Origin of the sequence: Micromonospora sp. A202 (assembly GCF_006715105.1) — a bacterium.
Taxonomy (GTDB): Bacteria; Actinomycetota; Actinomycetes; order Mycobacteriales; family Micromonosporaceae; genus Micromonospora; species Micromonospora zamorensis.
This window is the reverse complement of record NZ_VFMP01000001.1, coordinates 348172-363160: the sequence shown is the minus strand read 5'-3', so window position 1 is coordinate 363160 and position 14989 is coordinate 348172. Positions and strand designations below refer to the sequence as shown.

Sequence of the window (14989 nt, the reverse complement as noted above, 5' to 3'; positions counted from 1 at the left end):
CCGTCCGGTTTGACGTGGCAGCTCTGGGTACGGCCATCTGGTGGAAGGCGATCGAGGCGATCGAGGCGAGGGAGGCGGCGGTGGCGGACGCGACGGTGGCGGACCTGGTGGTGTCCCGCTTGACGGACTGGGGTGTGGACCGGGTCTTCGGCTATTCGGGTGACGGCATCGACGGGGTGATGGGGGCGCTGCGTCGGGCCGGGCAGCCGGAGTTCGTGCAGGCCCGGCACGAGGAGATGGCCGCGTTCATGGCGTGCGGTCACGCGAAGTACACCGGCGGGCTGGGGGTGTGCCTGTCCACTCAGGGGCCGGGTGCGGTGCATCTGCTCAACGGTCTGTACGACGCCCGGCTGGATTCCCAACCGGTGCTCGCCCTGGTCGGCCAGCAGGTGACGTCGGTGCTGGGCAGCGGTTACCAGTAGGAGATCGACCTGGTACGTCTCTTCGGCGACGTGTGCGCACAGTTCGTGCAGACCGCGTACACCGCGGAGCAGCTGCCGATGCTGCTGGACCGGGCGATCCGGACGGCCCTGGCGACCCGCAGCCCGACCTGCGTGATCCTGCCGCACGACGTGCAGACCGCGCCCGCTCCCGACCTCGGTGCTCAGCAGCACGGGATCATGGTGACCAACCCTGGGTTGCCAGTGCCGGAGCTGCGGCCCCGCGCCGATGATCTGCGGGCCGCCGCGGATCTGCTCAACGCCGGACAGCGCGTGGCGATCCTGGTGGGCCAGGGCGCCCGCGCCGCCGCCAACGAGGTGGCCGAGCTGGCCGAGGCGCTCGGCGCGGGGGTGACAGTGTCGCTGCTCGGCAAGCCGGTGTTGGACGAGGCGATGCCGTTCCACACCGGCGTGATGGGTCACCTGGGCAGCACCGCCAGCAGTTTCCTGATGAGCGAGTGCGACACGCTGCTGATCGTCGGCAGCAACGACCCCTGGTCCGAGTTCTACCCCGCGCCGGGGCAGGCCCGGGCGGTGCAGATCGACATCGACGGCCGGCGTCTGGGCATGCGCTACCCGGTGGAGGTGCCGCTGCTCGGTGACGCCGCCGAGACGATCCGGGCCCTCCGGCCGCTGCTCACGCCCCGACCGGACCGGAGTTGGCGGCAGCGCGTCGAGGCCGAGGTGACCCGCTGGCGGGACATCGCCCGGCAGCGGGCCACCGCCGAGGCCGAGCCGCTCAATCCGCAGTACGCAGTGCACGCGCTCACCGACCGGCTGCCCGGAGACGCGCAGGTGTCGGTGGACGTCGGGTCGGTGACCTACTGGTACGCGCGGCACCTGCGGCTGCCCGTCGGTGTCGACGCGCACCTGTCGAGCACCCTGGCCTCGATGGGCTCGGCACTGCCGTACGGGTTGGCCGCGAAACTCGCCGCACCGCACCGACCGGTGGTGGCCCTCGCCGGTGACGGTGCCATGCAGATGAACGGGTTGGCCGAGCTGCTCACAGTGGCGCACCGCTGGCGGGACTGGGCGGACCCGCGCTTCGTGGTGCTGGTGCTGCACAACCGCGACCTGGCGGAGGTGAGCTGGGAGCAGCGGGAGATGGAGGGCGACCCTCGCTTCGTCGACTCGCAACGACTGCCGGACGCCCCGTATGCCCGTTGGGCCGAGCTGCTGGGTCTGCACGGCTTCCGGGTCACCAGCCCCGCCGAGGTCGACGCCGCCTGGGACCGGGCCCTGTCGGCGGATCGTCCGACGCTGATCGAGGCGATCGTGGATCCCGCGATCCCGTTGCTGCCGCCCGCGCAGCCGTACGAGAAGGTCGCCACCATGTACCAGGCGCTCGGCCGGGAGGACACCGACCTGAGTCGGCGGGCGCTGGCACACCTGCGTCGCGAGCGGGCCAGCGAGGGCTTCGACGACCCGCAGTGATCGGCGGGCAGGTGTCACGTTCGGGTTCTGGGGGACATATCGCTGAGCCGTTGACGGGCGGCGAACGAGACCAGGGGGAAGCGCATGAGCCTGGCCAGGCAGTCGGCGCACGCCTTCGTGGGCAGCGCGCTGGCGCCGCGTAACACGTTCATCGGGCACGCTGTCGCCCTGCTGGCCGGGTACCTGTTCCTGATGGTCTGTGGGCTCGCCGACGAACCCTCCGCGCTCCAGGAGGGAGTGAGTGGGCCGCGGATCGTGGCGGTGGCCGGCTCGCTGGCGGTGACCGTGTTGGTGTTGATGCTGCTGAAGGCGTCCCATGCCCCGGCCGGGGCGACGACGCTGATCGTGAGTCTGGGTCTGCTGCGTACGCCGACGCAGTTGCTCATCGCGGCCGGCGCGGCGGTGCTGGTCACTGTCGTTGACTGGTTGTACGGGCGGGTGTCCGGACGACCGATGCCGCTGTGGGCGGCACCCGAGCGGTAGTCGAGAGGAGTGCGTCGTGGTGGACCGGATCGCCGAACCGTGGGGTGAGCGAACCCCGTACGGGCCGGGGCAGGAGTGGCCGGTACGGGTGGACCGGTATCTGGCCGACGGTCGGGGCGATGCCGACGTGGACCGGTGGGTGCAGTCCGCGTCGGTGCTGCACTCCAACGGCGACGCCATGGACATCGGGGTCGCCGACGGGCGGATCGTGGGCGTGCGTGGCCGCGCCGTGGACCGGATCAACCGGGGCCGGCTCGACCCCAAGGACCTCTACGGCTGGCAGGCCAACCACAGCCCGGACCGGTTGACCCGGCCGCTCGTCCGCGACGGTGACCGTCTGGTCGAGGCGGACTGGGACACCGCGATGGGCCGGATCGTGGCCCGGTCGAAGGAACTCCTCGACGGGCCGGGGGGATGGGGGCACTTCGGCTTCTACACCAGCGGCCAACTCTTCCTTGAGGAGTACTACACCCTCGGCGTGATCGGCAAGGCCGGCCTCGGCACGCCGCACATGGACGGCAACACCCGGCTCTGCACGGCCACCGCCGCGGCGGCGATGAAGGCGAGCTTCGGCACCGACGGCCAGCCCGGTTCGTACACGGATGTGGACCACTGCGACGCGATCGCGCTGTGGGGGCACAACGTGGCGGAGACGCAGACGGTGCTGTGGATGCGGATGCTGGACCGTCGACGTGGGCCGAATCCACCGGCGATGCTGGCGGTGGACCCGCGCGCCACCCCGGTCGCCCGGGAGGCCGACCTGCACCTCGCGGTCCGCAACGGCACCAACATGGCCCTGATGAACGGCCTGCTGCGGGAGATCGTCCGGCGGGGCTGGTACGACCGTGACTACGTCGACGCGCACACAGTGGGCTTCGACGAGCTGTGCCGGATCATCGACGGTTACCCCCCGCGCCGGGTCGCCGACATCTGCGACGTGTCCGCGGCCGACGTGGAGCGCGCCGCCGAGCTGCTCGGCTCGTCGCAGCGGCTGCTGTCGACGGTGTTGCAGGGCTTCTACCAGTCGAACCAGGCCACCGCCGCCGCCTGCGCGGTCAACAACCTGCACCTGATCCGCGGCATGATCGGCCGGCCGGGGGCGGGCATCTACCAGATGAACGGTCAGCCCACCGCGCAGAACACCCGGGAGACCGGCGCCGACGGCGACCTGCCCGGCCTGCGCAACTGGGACAACACCGCGCACATCGAGGAACTGGCCCGGCTGTGGAACGTCGACGTCGACATGATCCCGCACTGGGCGCCGCCGACGCACGCCATGCAGATCTTCCGGTACGCCGAGCAGGGCTCGATCAAGCTGCTCTGGATCACCGCCACCAACCCGGCCGTCTCGTTGCCGGACCTGGCCCGGATCCGGCGGATGCTGGCCAAGCCCGACCTGTTCGTGGTGGTGCAGGATCTCTTCCTGACCGAGACCGCCGAACTGGCGGATGTGGTGCTGCCCGCCGCCACCTGGGCGGAGAAGACCGGCACGTTCACCAGCGTCGACCGGACGGTGCACATCTCCGACAAGGCGGTCGACCCGCCCGGCGAGGCGCGCACGGATCTCGACATCTTCCTCGACTACGCCCGCCGGATGGACTTCCGCGACCGTGACGGCCAGCCGTTGATCCGGTGGACCGGGCCGGAGGAGGCGTTCGAGGCGTGGAAGGAGTGCAGCCGCGGACGGCCCTGCGACTACACCGGCATCACGTACGAGAAGCTTCGCGGTGGCTCCGGCATCCAGTGGCCCTGCACCGAGGAGCATCCCGACGGCACCGAGCGCCTCTACACCGACGGGACCTTCAACACCGACCCCGACTACTGCGAGACGTACGGCAACGACCTGGCCACCGGCGCCGAGTTCACCGAGCCGGAGTACCGCGCCAAGGAGCCGCGTGGCCGGGCGTTCCTGCTCACCGTCGACTACCAGCCCTCACCCGAGGTGCCCGACGACGACCACCCGATGCTGCTCACCACTGGTCGCACCGTCTACCAGTTCCACACCCGGACGAAGACCGGCCGCGCCCCGCAGCTCAACCAGGCAGCCCCGGACGTGTGGGTGGAACTCAACCCGGACGACGCCGCCCGACTCGACATCGCCGAGGGCGACCTGGTCGGCATCTCATCCCCGCGCGGCGCCATCCAGGCCCGCGCCCGGCTCTGCGGCATCCGTCCGGGTGTCGTCTTCGTGCCGTTCCACTACGGCTACTTCGACCAGGATCCGGACGACCGCACACCGCGCGCCGCGAACGAGCTGACCATCACCGCGTGGGACCCGGTCTCCAAGCAGCCTCTGTTCAAGGTCGCCGCCGTGGCGGTGGCGAAACTCGCCGACGGCCGCGGCGTACCCTCGCCGGCGCCCACGGTCGGCGGCAGCGCGCCGCCCCCGGACGCCCACGTGCCGTCGACCGTCGGCGGGCCGGCCGCCGAGGCCACCAGCGGAAAGGAGTGAGCCGTGCACCTCGCCCACTACCTCGGCCTGCTGCACCGCGCGCAGGTCAATTTGGCGGACGCTTTCCGGCAGGTCGGCGACGCGCACGCGGAGGAACCGGACATCCGCCACCTGTGTCAGCAGCAGGCGAAGCGCTGCGACGAGTACGCCGAACAGCTCCAACCGTTCGCCGCCCGCTACGCCGAGGACGCGCCCGACGAACCCGACCGGCTGCACTCGCAACTCTTCTCGGGCACCCGCACCGGCGGCATCGGCCTGCTGCGTGACCTACAGGACCTGTACCTGATGGCCGCCGAGTGCGACATCACCTGGACCGTCGTCGGCCAGGCGGCGTACGGGGTCCGCGACCAGGATCTGCTCGCGGTGGTGCGGCGCTGCGAGGGGCAGACCGCCATCCAGCTCAAGTGGCTGCGTACCAGGATGAAGGCCGCCGCGCCCCAGGCGCTCGTCGTCGCCGACTGACCCACGTCCAGCTCGACCGGAGCCGTTCTCCTCACACTGCCGGCAGGCGTGAGCGGGCTTCCTCGGGGTAGGAACACGCACGGGTCAAGACATGCGCCCTCCAGCCTCCCGGGTGGCATCTCGTGCCGCTGCGGGTGGCGTGGCCGTTGCGGAGCGGAGGCGTCATGTGGGAGACCGGCACATCTGGTGAGCGGGCGGGCCGTCGATCGGGGCGAGGGCCGGACCGGGTCGGTGACCAGGTCATGTCGTTGGCCCTGACCTGTGTGGGTTCGGCGAAGCTGATCCACGTCTCCGGTGAGATCGACATGAGCAACGCGCACCTGCTCACCGAGTTGGTGGCGTGCGCCTGCCACTCGCCCGCGGCGCCGGTGATCACGGTGGACCTCTCCGCTGTGCGGTTCTTCAGCGCGCACGGAGTCAGCGCGCTGCTGGAGGCTCAGCACATCGCGGTGACCGCCGGAGCCGCGTTCATCCTGCGTAACCCCGCGCCGTGCGTCACCTACCTCCTCGCCACGTCCGGTGCCCTCGGGGACTTCCGGCTCAACCGCGGCGACGGACACCGCCCCCGTCCGCGACCGGTGACCGCCGACCTGGTGACGCCCGTGCGGCACCACCCCCTGACCAGCGGCTGATCCTGGCCGGGAACTGAGCCGCACCGCTGATCTGGCGCGATCAGCGGTGCGGCTCGGCTTCGACGTCGATCTGCTCGTGGGTCAGCGACGATCGGCCGGCTGACGGGTCAGGGCCACGCCGAGGCCGATCATGCCCAGCCCGAGGAACAGGTGCAGCCAGTTGTCCGCTCCGTTGAGCGGCACGAAGTTGGCGCCGCTCTCGTGGTCGATGACCAGACCGTAGAGCCAGAGAACCAGGTAGATGGCACCGCCGCCGATCAGGTAGCCCCGCGCCCCGGAGATCGTCCGGGCCAGTGCGAGCCCGGCGACACCGAACGCGAGGTGGACCAGGTTGTGCAGGATCGAGACCTGGAACAACCCGAGAAGCTTCGCCTCGGACTCGTGCCCGGCGAACTGGATGGTGTCGAAATCGCTGGTGATGCCGGGGATGAACCCGAGCACGCCGACCAGCAGGAAGACCACGCCGACGACCTGCGCCGCCGTGCGTACCGGGTGCTTTCCGGTGGTGGTGGTGCCGCCCCGGCCGGACCTGTTGACCATCATGACCTCCTCTGTAGGCATCGAGATGCTTGTCCCCCGGAAGGCCAGCTCGAAACCGGATGGTTCGAAGCAGTGGCGACAGAGCCCCCGTTTGGGTTCCGCTCCGGAGACCACTCAAAAGATAGATAATCTTGCATGTGTTCTCACTATCCGGTATGAAGGCTGCAAGCACGTTCGGTGCTGGTTCTTCGGGAGGAGCGACGATGAAACATGCCCTGCGCCGCCTACGAACGGTGGCCGTCGCGCTCGGCGCCGGCACACTCGGGCTGAGCTTGCTGTCGGTACCGGCCGCCGAGGCGTACTCGGTTCAACCACTCGCGCCGCAATCCCAGCGGGCACCCGAAGCAGACCAGTTCTCGGCCGAGGGCGTCACCACGGTCGGCGAACTCCGGACCATCGACGGCTCGCTGTCATACGCACAGGAGGGCGGGAAGCAGATCGTCCGGCACCCCGGCGCGTCGTACGTCAAGGTGCACTTCAGCTCGCTGCGCCTGGCCGACGGCGAGTACGTGACCGTGTCGAGCCCCGACGGTCGGGAGAGCTACCGGTACGACCGCCACCTGAACCGGGCGACCAGCGCGGACTACACCACCGACGGACGACCGGGCTTCTGGGCGATGTCGGTGGACGGCGACACCGCTGTGGTGACGGTGCACAGCAGCCGCTCCTCCCGCACCAGCGCCGCGACCATCGACCGGTTCTGGCGCGGCTACGACGCCACCGAGATCAAGCAGCACAACTTCACCACGCAGTCCGTCTGCAGCACCGACGCCCGGCGCGACGTGGTCTGCTACCAGACCAGCCACCCCAACGAGTACGCCAAGGGCAGGGCGGTGGCGCGGCTGCTGATCAGCGGTGGCGGGATGTGCACCACCTGGCGGGTCGGCAACACCAACCGCATGCTGACGAACAAGCACTGCTTCTCGACGCAGTCCGCCGTCAGCGGCAGCGAGATGCAGTTCAACTACCAGTGCGCCACCTGTGGCGGCTCGAACCCGGGCGCCGGCACCAAGGTCAGCGGCGCCACCCTCTACAAGGTGAGCAGCGGCGGCTCCAGCCAGCTGGACTACACCCTGTACTCGGTGAACAACTTCGCCAACATCCAGTCGTTCGGCACCCTGTACCTGGCGACGACCGCCACCACCACCGGCACCCGGATGTACGTCCCGGGCCACGGCGACGGCAACCCGAAGCGACTGTCCATCTACGAGGACACCCAGAACGGCGCGACGTGCACGGTGAAGAACGCGAACTACAACACCTACAACATCAGCTACAGCTGTGACACCTCCGGCGGCAACTCGGGTTCGCCGGTGCTGAACGCCAGCCACCGGGTGATCGCCCTGCACCACCTCGGCGGTTGCCCGTCGAACCAGGGCGCGAAGGCGCACCTGATCTACAACGAGATCGCCAGTCTGATCGACAACGGCTGACGACCGACGTCACGAGGGCCCGGAGCCAGCTGGCTCCGGGCCCTCTCTCTGCCGTGCTCAGGGACTGGTGCAGGTGACGTTGCTCGGCGGGGTGGCGCCGTCGCCGGTGGCGGTGAACCCGAACGTGGTCGACGCCTTCGCGCCCAACGTGCCGTTGTAGGCGGCGTTCCGCACGGTGACGCTACCGGTGGTGCCCGTGTTGGTGCCGCCCCACAGGCTGCTGATGGCCTGGCCGCCGGCCAGGGTCAGGCCCACGGTCCAGCCGTTGAGTGTCGTGGCCGTGGGGTTGGCCACCGTCACCTCGCCCTGGAAGCCACCGGGCCAACTGTTGACCGCCCGGTAGGTGGCGGCGCAGGTGCCCGGCTCGCCGGTCGGCGGCGGAGTGGTCGGGGGCGGGGTCGTCGGCGGCGGGGTGGTCGGGGGCGGACTGGTGGGTGGCGTGGTCGACTCGAACTGACTGAAGAACCGCCAGATCTCACCCGAGGTCCACGTCCGGGAGTCGTTCGGGCTGCCGGACCCGTCGACGGGGCTGGGGGTGTGGTCACCGTCGAACGCCGCCCACTGCACCGGGTAGCCGGCGAGACATCCGGCGTACGCGGTGGTGATGTGGGTGAGGCTGCCTCGGCTCGGCTCGCGCGGGCTCTGCGCGGTGCAGCCGTTGTTGCGGACGAACGTGTCGCGCAGTTGCCGACCCTGCGAGATGTTCAGCACGCTGTCGAAGGTGCCGTGGATGCCGAAGTAGGCGACGGGCTGCGTGCCGCCGTTGCATCCGCTGAGGTTGGCGCCGGACAGGACGGTGACCGCGCGGATGACGGTGGGCCGGGCGCAGGCCACCGCGTAGCTCATGGCCCCGCCGTAGCTCCAGCCCAGCGCGAAGCGCTGGGTCGTGTCGACGCAGAGGTCGTTCTCGATCTGTCGGGAGATGTCGTCGAAGAGGGTCAGGTCCCGACCGTTGGTGTTGGCCCAGCCGGCGTCGAGGCCCTGCGGCGCGACGAAGATCGTGCTGTTGTTCGACAGCGGCTGAAGCCCGTAGTAACCGGCCGAGGTGACGTTGTTGGCTGAGCCGTTCAACCAGTGGAACCCGAAGATCAGTCGGTAGGGGTGGTTCCGGTCGTACCCGTCCGGGATCCGCAGGTTGTAGGTACGGCTCTGTCCGCTGCTCTGGATCGTGCGCGTTCCGTTGGTCAGGGTGGGGGCCTTGCCGCAGCCGGCGGTGGCCGCGAGGGTGCCGTTGGTGGCGGCGACCGCTGTCGCACCGAAGCCGCCGCTCAGTGCGCCGCCGGCGGTGGCCGCGAGGAGAAGTGCCGCGGCCATGATGGATGGGAGGAGATACCTACGTTTCAGCATTGCGTGGGCTCCTTGCCGTAGGGCCGTGTCGGCCGGCGACGGAATGCGGTCGCCTGGCATCGACTGGGGTGCCCGGACGGGTCACCGACCTGGGGCCGGCGGGAGATGGCGTGCGGCGGCACGTCTTCGCGACTGGCTGCGGTGACCGGGAGCGTGCCCTTCACTCCCGGATGAAAGATAGCATGTTATCGATAACATCCTGAAGCGTTCGCGCCTCTCCGGGTCAGGGCGCAGGCGGTCGGGCCGCCCATTCGGCGGCCACCTCCTGCGGGTCGCCGTTCATAAACAGCGGGGGCTCGTGCAGCAGGAAGTCGCGGTGGCTGATGTTCCAGGCGTACGCCCCGGCCATGGCGAAGGCCAGCACGTCACCCACGCCGATCGGCCCGGCGGTGGCCGACCGGGACAGCACGTCCTTGGGGGTGCAGAGCTGCCCGACCACGGTGACCGGTCCCCCGTCGGTACGCACGCCGTCGACGCCGCGCCGGTGTACGCGGAAGGGCTGCGCGTGCCCCTTCGCTGCCGGTGTACGCAGGTGGTGGGTGCCCCCGGCCACCACCACGAACCACTCGCCGTAGGAGCGCTTCACGTCGATGACCTCGGTGAGGTACGCCCCGCAGTAGGCGGTGACCGACCGGCCCGGCTCGATGCGCAGCCGCACCCCCGGGTACACGTCGAGGACGTCCGCCAGTGCCCGGCCGTAGTCGACCCAGTCGAATCGCGCCGCCGGGTCGGTGTAGTCGACGGCCATGCCTCCGCCGACGTCGACCTCGGCGGCACCGACCTCGGTGACCGCCCACTCGACCACGGCGGCGGCGACCGCGCCGGCGAGAGGGGCGTCCAGCCCGCTGGCCAGGTGGGCGTGGATTCCGCGTACGTCGATGCCGACGGGCGGCCTGCGGGCGCACTCGGCCGCGTCCGCCGGGTCCATGCCGAACGGGCTGGGCCCGCCGCCCATGACCAGGCTCGCGCCGGGCGCCTCGACCGGCAGGTTCACCCGCAGCAGCACCTGGGCCGAGGTGCCCGAGGCGGTGGCCAGTGCGCCGAGTCGCCGAAGCTCGGCGGGCGATTCGACGTGGATGCGGTGCACCCCGGCGGCGAGGGCGGCGGCGAGGTCCGCGTCGGTCTTGCCCGGCCCGGCGTACGCGGCGGGGGGCCGCCCCGGCAGCACCTCGGCCAGTCTGCGCAGCTCACCACGGCTCGCGGCCTCGAACCCGTCGACGGCCGGGGCGAGGGTGCGCAGCACACCGGGGTCCGGGTTGGCCTTGACCGCGTAGAGCAGCTCCACCGGCTGGGGCAGCGCCGTCCGGATGGCCCGGGCCTGGATGGCCAGCGCGTCGAGGTCGTGGACGTAGACGGGTCGCGTCACAGTGACCCGCCCAGCGGGTTGGGCACCGGCACGAACGGCGCGGCCCGGTCCGCGTCGCGTCGCCACCGGACCAGCAGGTTCGCCTTGGCCACCAGCGGCTCACCGTTCAGCAGCGCGCGCAGCTCGGGTGGGTCGTCCAGGTCGGCGGCGACCGCCTCGACGACGGCCCGCAGGTCCTGCCACAGCCGCCGTTCGATTCCCGGTCGCGCGTCGGCGAGCGCCCCGCAGATGCCTCCGAGGTGATTGACGAACAGGCAGTAGACGATCCGGCGCCGGGCGTCCAGGGGGCCGTAGCGGACCTGCGCCGGGACCCCCTCCGGCCAGGCCGCCCAACGGTCGGCGTCGAGTTTCACCCCCTCCAGGTCGCGCAGCAGCATGCGTACCGGGCGGCGGTCGCGGTCGAGCACGACGACAACGTTCTGCAGGTGTGCCTCGTGCACGACGCCGTGGCTGAGCCAGCAGCGCAGCACCGCCGGCACCAGCAGCCCGACGTACGCCCGCCACCAGGCCACCGGGTCGGGTGTCACCAGTGGCATGGCGGCCAGCGCCGCCGCCAGCATCGGGGTGTCTCCCGGGCGCAGGTGTGGGCGCAGGCCGCTGCGCAGGATCGTCCCGTACGCCTCGTCCGGGCCGGCGGCGTCGACAGTGCGGTAGGCGGGTTCGGTGAGCAGCCCGACCCCGTCCGGCATCGGCACCCGCGCCAGCAGGTCGGTCAGGGCCACCGCGCCGGTGAGCTCGTAGCGGGCGTTCTTGCGCAGGCAGTTGGTGATCCGTACGTGCAGGCTGGTCTTGACGAACAGGTCGGCCGCCGGGGCGTAGAGGGTGCGGACGCTCGCCGTGGGCCGCACCGGCACACCGGCCTCCCCCAGGTCCCGCAACCGGGGGTGCGTCGGCGGGATCAGTGACAGCTGCCAGGGATGCACCGGCAGAACGCGGTGCCCGTGCGGGGGCCGGGGCGGGTCGAGGGCGGCCACGAGCGCGTCGAACGGCCCGGCGCCGGCGACCAGGTCGTCGGGTACGGCGAGCCAGTGCATCCGGAACGACGTGCGCAGCTCCGGGGCGTACGCCCGCCAGCTCTCCGGGTCACCGCTGCGCCACTTCGGGGTGGGGTGGTGCGGATGGCCGAAGACCAGTGACTGTTCGGAGTCGACGTACGCGTCGATGGCCGGTTCGCCGGTGGGCTCCGGGTCCTCGGTCGGCCGGTCTGCCAGCAGTCGGGCCACGGTGTCCCGGCTGGCCTGGACCTGCTCGACGAACTCGTCGTTGGCCAGGCCGGTGCGGGTGGTGAGTTCGGCCGCGACCAGGCTGGCGAGCCCGTCCGCGTCCAGGTCGACCCACCGTCCGTTGTCGGTACGCCGCTGCACCGGGCCGGTGTAGCGGTGCGCCCCGAGCGGCGAGTGTCGCGCGACACCGCAGCGCACCGTGACGCCGAGGTGCCGCAGCAGCAGATACGCGGCACCGTCGACCACGCTCGGGCCGCCGTCCGGCGGGGTGAGTTCGCGGACCAGGCAACCGAAGACGGCGTGGGCGGTGGCCAGGTCGGCGAGCTGACCGGTCTCGGTGGCCGGGCGGGAGCGCAACTGGGCGCTCGTCATCGTGTCTCCCGGAGGTAGTTCGGGCCGGTACGCAGGTAGTACTTGTTGATGTCGGTGCAGCCCAGCCGCTGTTTGGGCAGCAGGGTGCCGGCGGTGAGCATCGCCTTGATGGGCAGGTGGCCGGCCCGCAGGACCCGGTCGGTGAAGGTTCGTGCTGCTGGCCCGTCACCCCACCGGTCGCGGGCGGCACCGAGCCGGGGTGCCAGCGCCTCGGCGGGTGACGGCACGGGCAGCCCTCGGGCGGCCAGCGCGACCAGGGGTGCGGCGGCGGCCAGGTGCAGGGTGATGGTGATGAACACGTCGGCCAGCTCCTGCGGGTCGCGCGCCCACATCCGGTCGTCGTCGAGGGTGAGCCCACCCGGGCCGCCGTGCCGCGGGTCGAGGCGGGCCCCGTCGTTGTCCTTGTAGAGCAGGCCCACAGTGCCGTCGGGGTGCACCAGCAGGTGGATGTTCTGCGGGTGCGCCTCCAGCGCGATCCCGTGGCGGAGCCAGAGGAAGACGTGCCAGTCGAGCAGCAGGTCCAGATAGGACTCCAGCAGCGTTTCGGGCCGCTCGGGGCTGATCCGTTCGAGGACCGTTGCCGCGACCGGGTCGGGTGCGGCCAGGGCCGCGACCGGCACCACGTGGACGCCGGCCAGATCACCCGGGAATCGGCGTAGGAGGAAGCTGCGCCGCTCGTCGCCGCCGACGTGCGCCCAGGTGCTTTCGTCGACGTGCCGGATCCGTCCGGCGAAGGTGGGTTCGGCGTTGGCGATCCGGTCGAGCAGCGCGGCGACGGCCGCGCCGTCGGCGAGCGAGCCGGGGTGCAGCGTGCGCCGGTTGCGGGCGCCGAGGCTCGCGGTCGGCAGCGGCAGCTTGAGGTGCATGTACGGGTGATCGTCGAGCGCCACCGTCCGCATGGAGAGGGTGGGCCGTACGGTGATCGCCGGCAGGTCCGTCACCGGCAACGCGTCGCGCTCGGCGGTGATCGGGTGCGCCGGCAGCAACAGCTGGTCCGGTCGTCGTGCGCGTGGCCACCAGGACGGGAGTTCGCCGGTGAGCTGGACGTCCTCGGCAGGGACGCTGTACCAGCGCAGCGCGAAACGCGGGGCGTGCTCCGGGGCGTACCGGAGGAGATCGTCGTCTCCGAGACCGTGCCGGCACCGGTCGGTGGGGTAGACCGGGTGGCCGTGGTGGGCGGCGAGTACGTCGTCCAGGAGCGCCGCCGGCAGTCCCGTGGGGGTGCTGGCGCGTTCGGCGGCGACCTCGGCGAGCACCCGCGAGCGGTGTCGGGCCGCGAGCCGCCGGGCGCGCAGGTCGGCGCGGCACTCGACGCCGAAGTCCCGCCAGCCGGCCTCGGCTTCGGCGTTGCCCTGCGGGGTGAGCAACCTGAGCAGGCCTTCCACCGTGTCCGTGCAGTGGGTGTCGCCGCTGCTGTCGAGCAGCAGCACCATCGGTGCGGCGCTGCGCAGGGCCTGCTGGAACCCGTCCGCCCGGACCGGGATCCGCAGCAGGCCGGCGGGGTGCGGTGCCTGCCACCAGTCGGGCCCGTCCGGTCGGCCGGTGCTGAGCAGACCGAGGTGATCCTCGCGCAGCAGGGCGTCGAGGACCCGGGTGAACACCTCCCGCTCGCAGTCGTCGCTCACTCGACGATGGTCCACTGGAGGTCGCCGCGGAAGGCGGCCAGCGACCGCCGGACCGCGCCCTCGTCGGGGCCGATCCCGTGCAGCACGGCGAGGTAGTCGCGGTTCGTGCCGGTGTGCTCGGCGGTGCGCCCCACCTCGCGCAGCGGATGGCAGCCCAGCCGGACATCGTCATGGACGGTGTCCAGTCGGCCCGGCGCGGCGACCAGGCGGCCGGAACGATCCGCGCAGACGTACTCGACCTGGGCGTACCGGTCGACCGTGGCGGGCAGGTCGAGGGCGGCCAGGGGCTCGCCGAGGTGCAGCCGGATGACGTGTTCGAACAGCGGCACACCGAGCAGGTCGGAGAGGATCAGGTCCATCCGGTCGCCGATGAGCCGGTAGTTCACCTCGATCAGTCGGACCCTGCCGTCGGCGATGACGTACTCGGTGTGGCAGGCGCCGAAGCCGACCCCGAGCGCGGCGAGCCGCGCCCGAAGCTGGGTGGTCTCCCGCTCCGCCGGAGGCGACCAGGCGAGGCTCTCCTCGGTGAAGGTCGGTGGCGGCCCGAGGCCGGTGCGCCAGCCGCCGAGGGAGGCCAGCGCCGTGCCGTCGCCGAGGGTCTCGAAGGTCCGCAGCTCGCCGGGGAGGTATTCCTCCACCACCAGGGCCACGTCCGGCCGACGGCCACGGATCTCGGCGATCCGGGCGACCAGCTCGGCATGGTCGGTCACCAGGTACGTGTCCTCGCTGGCCACCCCCTCGCGGGGTTTGACCACGGCTGGGAACATCCCGTCCGGCACCTGCGGTGCCACACCGGGATCGACGGTGACGGTGCGTACCAGATCGAGGCCCGCAGCCGCGATCACCCGGCGGGCCGCGGCCTTGTCCTTGCAGAGACGGGCGGCGTCGGGATCCTTGCCGGGCAGACCGAGCTTCCGTGCGGCGATCGCGGTGGCCTCCTGAAGGTGGTCGCTGTTGGACAGTAGCGCCACCGGTCGGGTCGGTGCCGTCGCCGCGACCACAGCGGCCGCGTCCCGGACCGCGCAGCGCGCCACCGGCACGCCCGCCGGCCACTCCACCGGCCGGTCGGTCAACACGGTGACCGACAGCCCGAGCGACGCCGCCGCGGGGAGGAACCCCTCCAGCACGGCGTCGGTGGGGTTGAGCGCGGTCAGGTACAGCCGCATACCGCCTCCGTCGA

The 14989-nt window shown here is 71.4% G+C and carries 11 protein-coding genes and 1 pseudogene; 6 read left to right on the top strand and 6 right to left on the bottom strand.

Annotated features, from left to right (window positions below):
* Positions 1 to 80 precede the first annotated feature (80 nt).
* The 5 genes and pseudogenes from FBZ33_RS01720 (at position 81) to FBZ33_RS01700 (ending at position 5903) form a co-directional block, all read left to right on the top strand.
* Positions 81 to 1874 (top strand): annotated as a pseudogene (locus tag FBZ33_RS01720) (thiamine pyrophosphate-requiring protein).
* Between the two features lie 84 nt (positions 1875 to 1958).
* Positions 1959 to 2357 carry an HPP family protein gene (locus FBZ33_RS01715; RefSeq protein WP_141907779.1) on the top strand — a complete coding sequence of 133 codons (399 nt, stop codon included), beginning with the start codon at positions 1959 to 1961 and terminating at the stop codon, positions 2355 to 2357.
* A gap of 16 nt (positions 2358 to 2373) precedes the next feature.
* The gene (locus FBZ33_RS01710) at positions 2374 to 4809 is read left to right on the top strand and encodes a molybdopterin oxidoreductase family protein (protein ID WP_141907778.1); all 2436 of its coding nucleotides are present in this window, start codon (positions 2374 to 2376) and stop codon (positions 4807 to 4809) included.
* Between the two features lie 3 nt (positions 4810 to 4812).
* The gene (locus FBZ33_RS01705; RefSeq protein ID WP_141907777.1) at positions 4813 to 5271 is read left to right on the top strand and encodes a hypothetical protein; all 459 of its coding nucleotides are present in this window, start codon (positions 4813 to 4815) and stop codon (positions 5269 to 5271) included.
* A gap of 242 nt (positions 5272 to 5513) precedes the next feature.
* Positions 5514 to 5903: an STAS domain-containing protein gene (locus tag FBZ33_RS01700; RefSeq protein WP_185755179.1), complete on the top strand. Its 390-nt coding sequence runs from the start codon at positions 5514 to 5516 to the stop codon at positions 5901 to 5903.
* An 81-nt stretch (positions 5904 to 5984) separates the two neighbouring features.
* On the opposite strand, the gene FBZ33_RS01695 is transcribed toward FBZ33_RS01700, so the two are convergent.
* Positions 5985 to 6464, bottom strand: a complete 480-nt coding sequence (locus FBZ33_RS01695; RefSeq protein WP_255508683.1) for a DUF4383 domain-containing protein — start codon at positions 6462 to 6464, stop codon at positions 5985 to 5987.
* A gap of 182 nt (positions 6465 to 6646) precedes the next feature.
* Here FBZ33_RS01695 and FBZ33_RS01690 point away from each other — a divergent pair, with 182 nt between their 5' ends.
* On the top strand, positions 6647 to 7876 hold the full coding sequence (locus FBZ33_RS01690) for a serine protease (protein WP_141907775.1): 1230 nt from the start codon (positions 6647 to 6649) through the stop codon (positions 7874 to 7876).
* Positions 7877 to 7933: 57 nt separating this feature from the next.
* On the opposite strand, the gene FBZ33_RS01685 is transcribed toward FBZ33_RS01690, so the two are convergent.
* The 5 genes from FBZ33_RS01685 to FBZ33_RS01665 form a co-directional block, all read right to left on the bottom strand.
* On the bottom strand, positions 7934 to 9223 hold the full coding sequence (locus FBZ33_RS01685; protein ID WP_141907774.1) for a cellulose binding domain-containing protein: 1290 nt from the start codon (positions 9221 to 9223) through the stop codon (positions 7934 to 7936).
* Positions 9224 to 9446: 223 nt separating this feature from the next.
* On the bottom strand, positions 9447 to 10589 hold the full coding sequence (locus FBZ33_RS01680) for an alanine racemase (RefSeq protein WP_141907773.1): 1143 nt from the start codon (positions 10587 to 10589) through the stop codon (positions 9447 to 9449).
* Complete coding sequence (locus tag FBZ33_RS01675; RefSeq protein WP_141907772.1) at positions 10586 to 12184, bottom strand: IucA/IucC family siderophore biosynthesis protein; 1599 nt, start codon at positions 12182 to 12184, stop codon at positions 10586 to 10588. The genes FBZ33_RS01680 and FBZ33_RS01675 overlap by 4 nt, the downstream gene beginning before the upstream one ends.
* A complete protein-coding gene (locus tag FBZ33_RS01670; RefSeq protein WP_141907771.1) occupies positions 12181 to 13809 on the bottom strand; it encodes an IucA/IucC family protein in 1629 nt (542 codons plus the stop codon). Before FBZ33_RS01670 ends, FBZ33_RS01675 begins: the two co-directional genes overlap by 4 nt.
* Positions 13806 to 14975: an acetyl-CoA carboxylase biotin carboxylase subunit family protein gene (locus FBZ33_RS01665; RefSeq protein WP_141907770.1), complete on the bottom strand. Its 1170-nt coding sequence runs from the start codon at positions 14973 to 14975 to the stop codon at positions 13806 to 13808. The genes FBZ33_RS01670 and FBZ33_RS01665 overlap by 4 nt, the downstream gene beginning before the upstream one ends.
* Between the last annotated feature and the right edge of the window lie 14 nt (positions 14976 to 14989).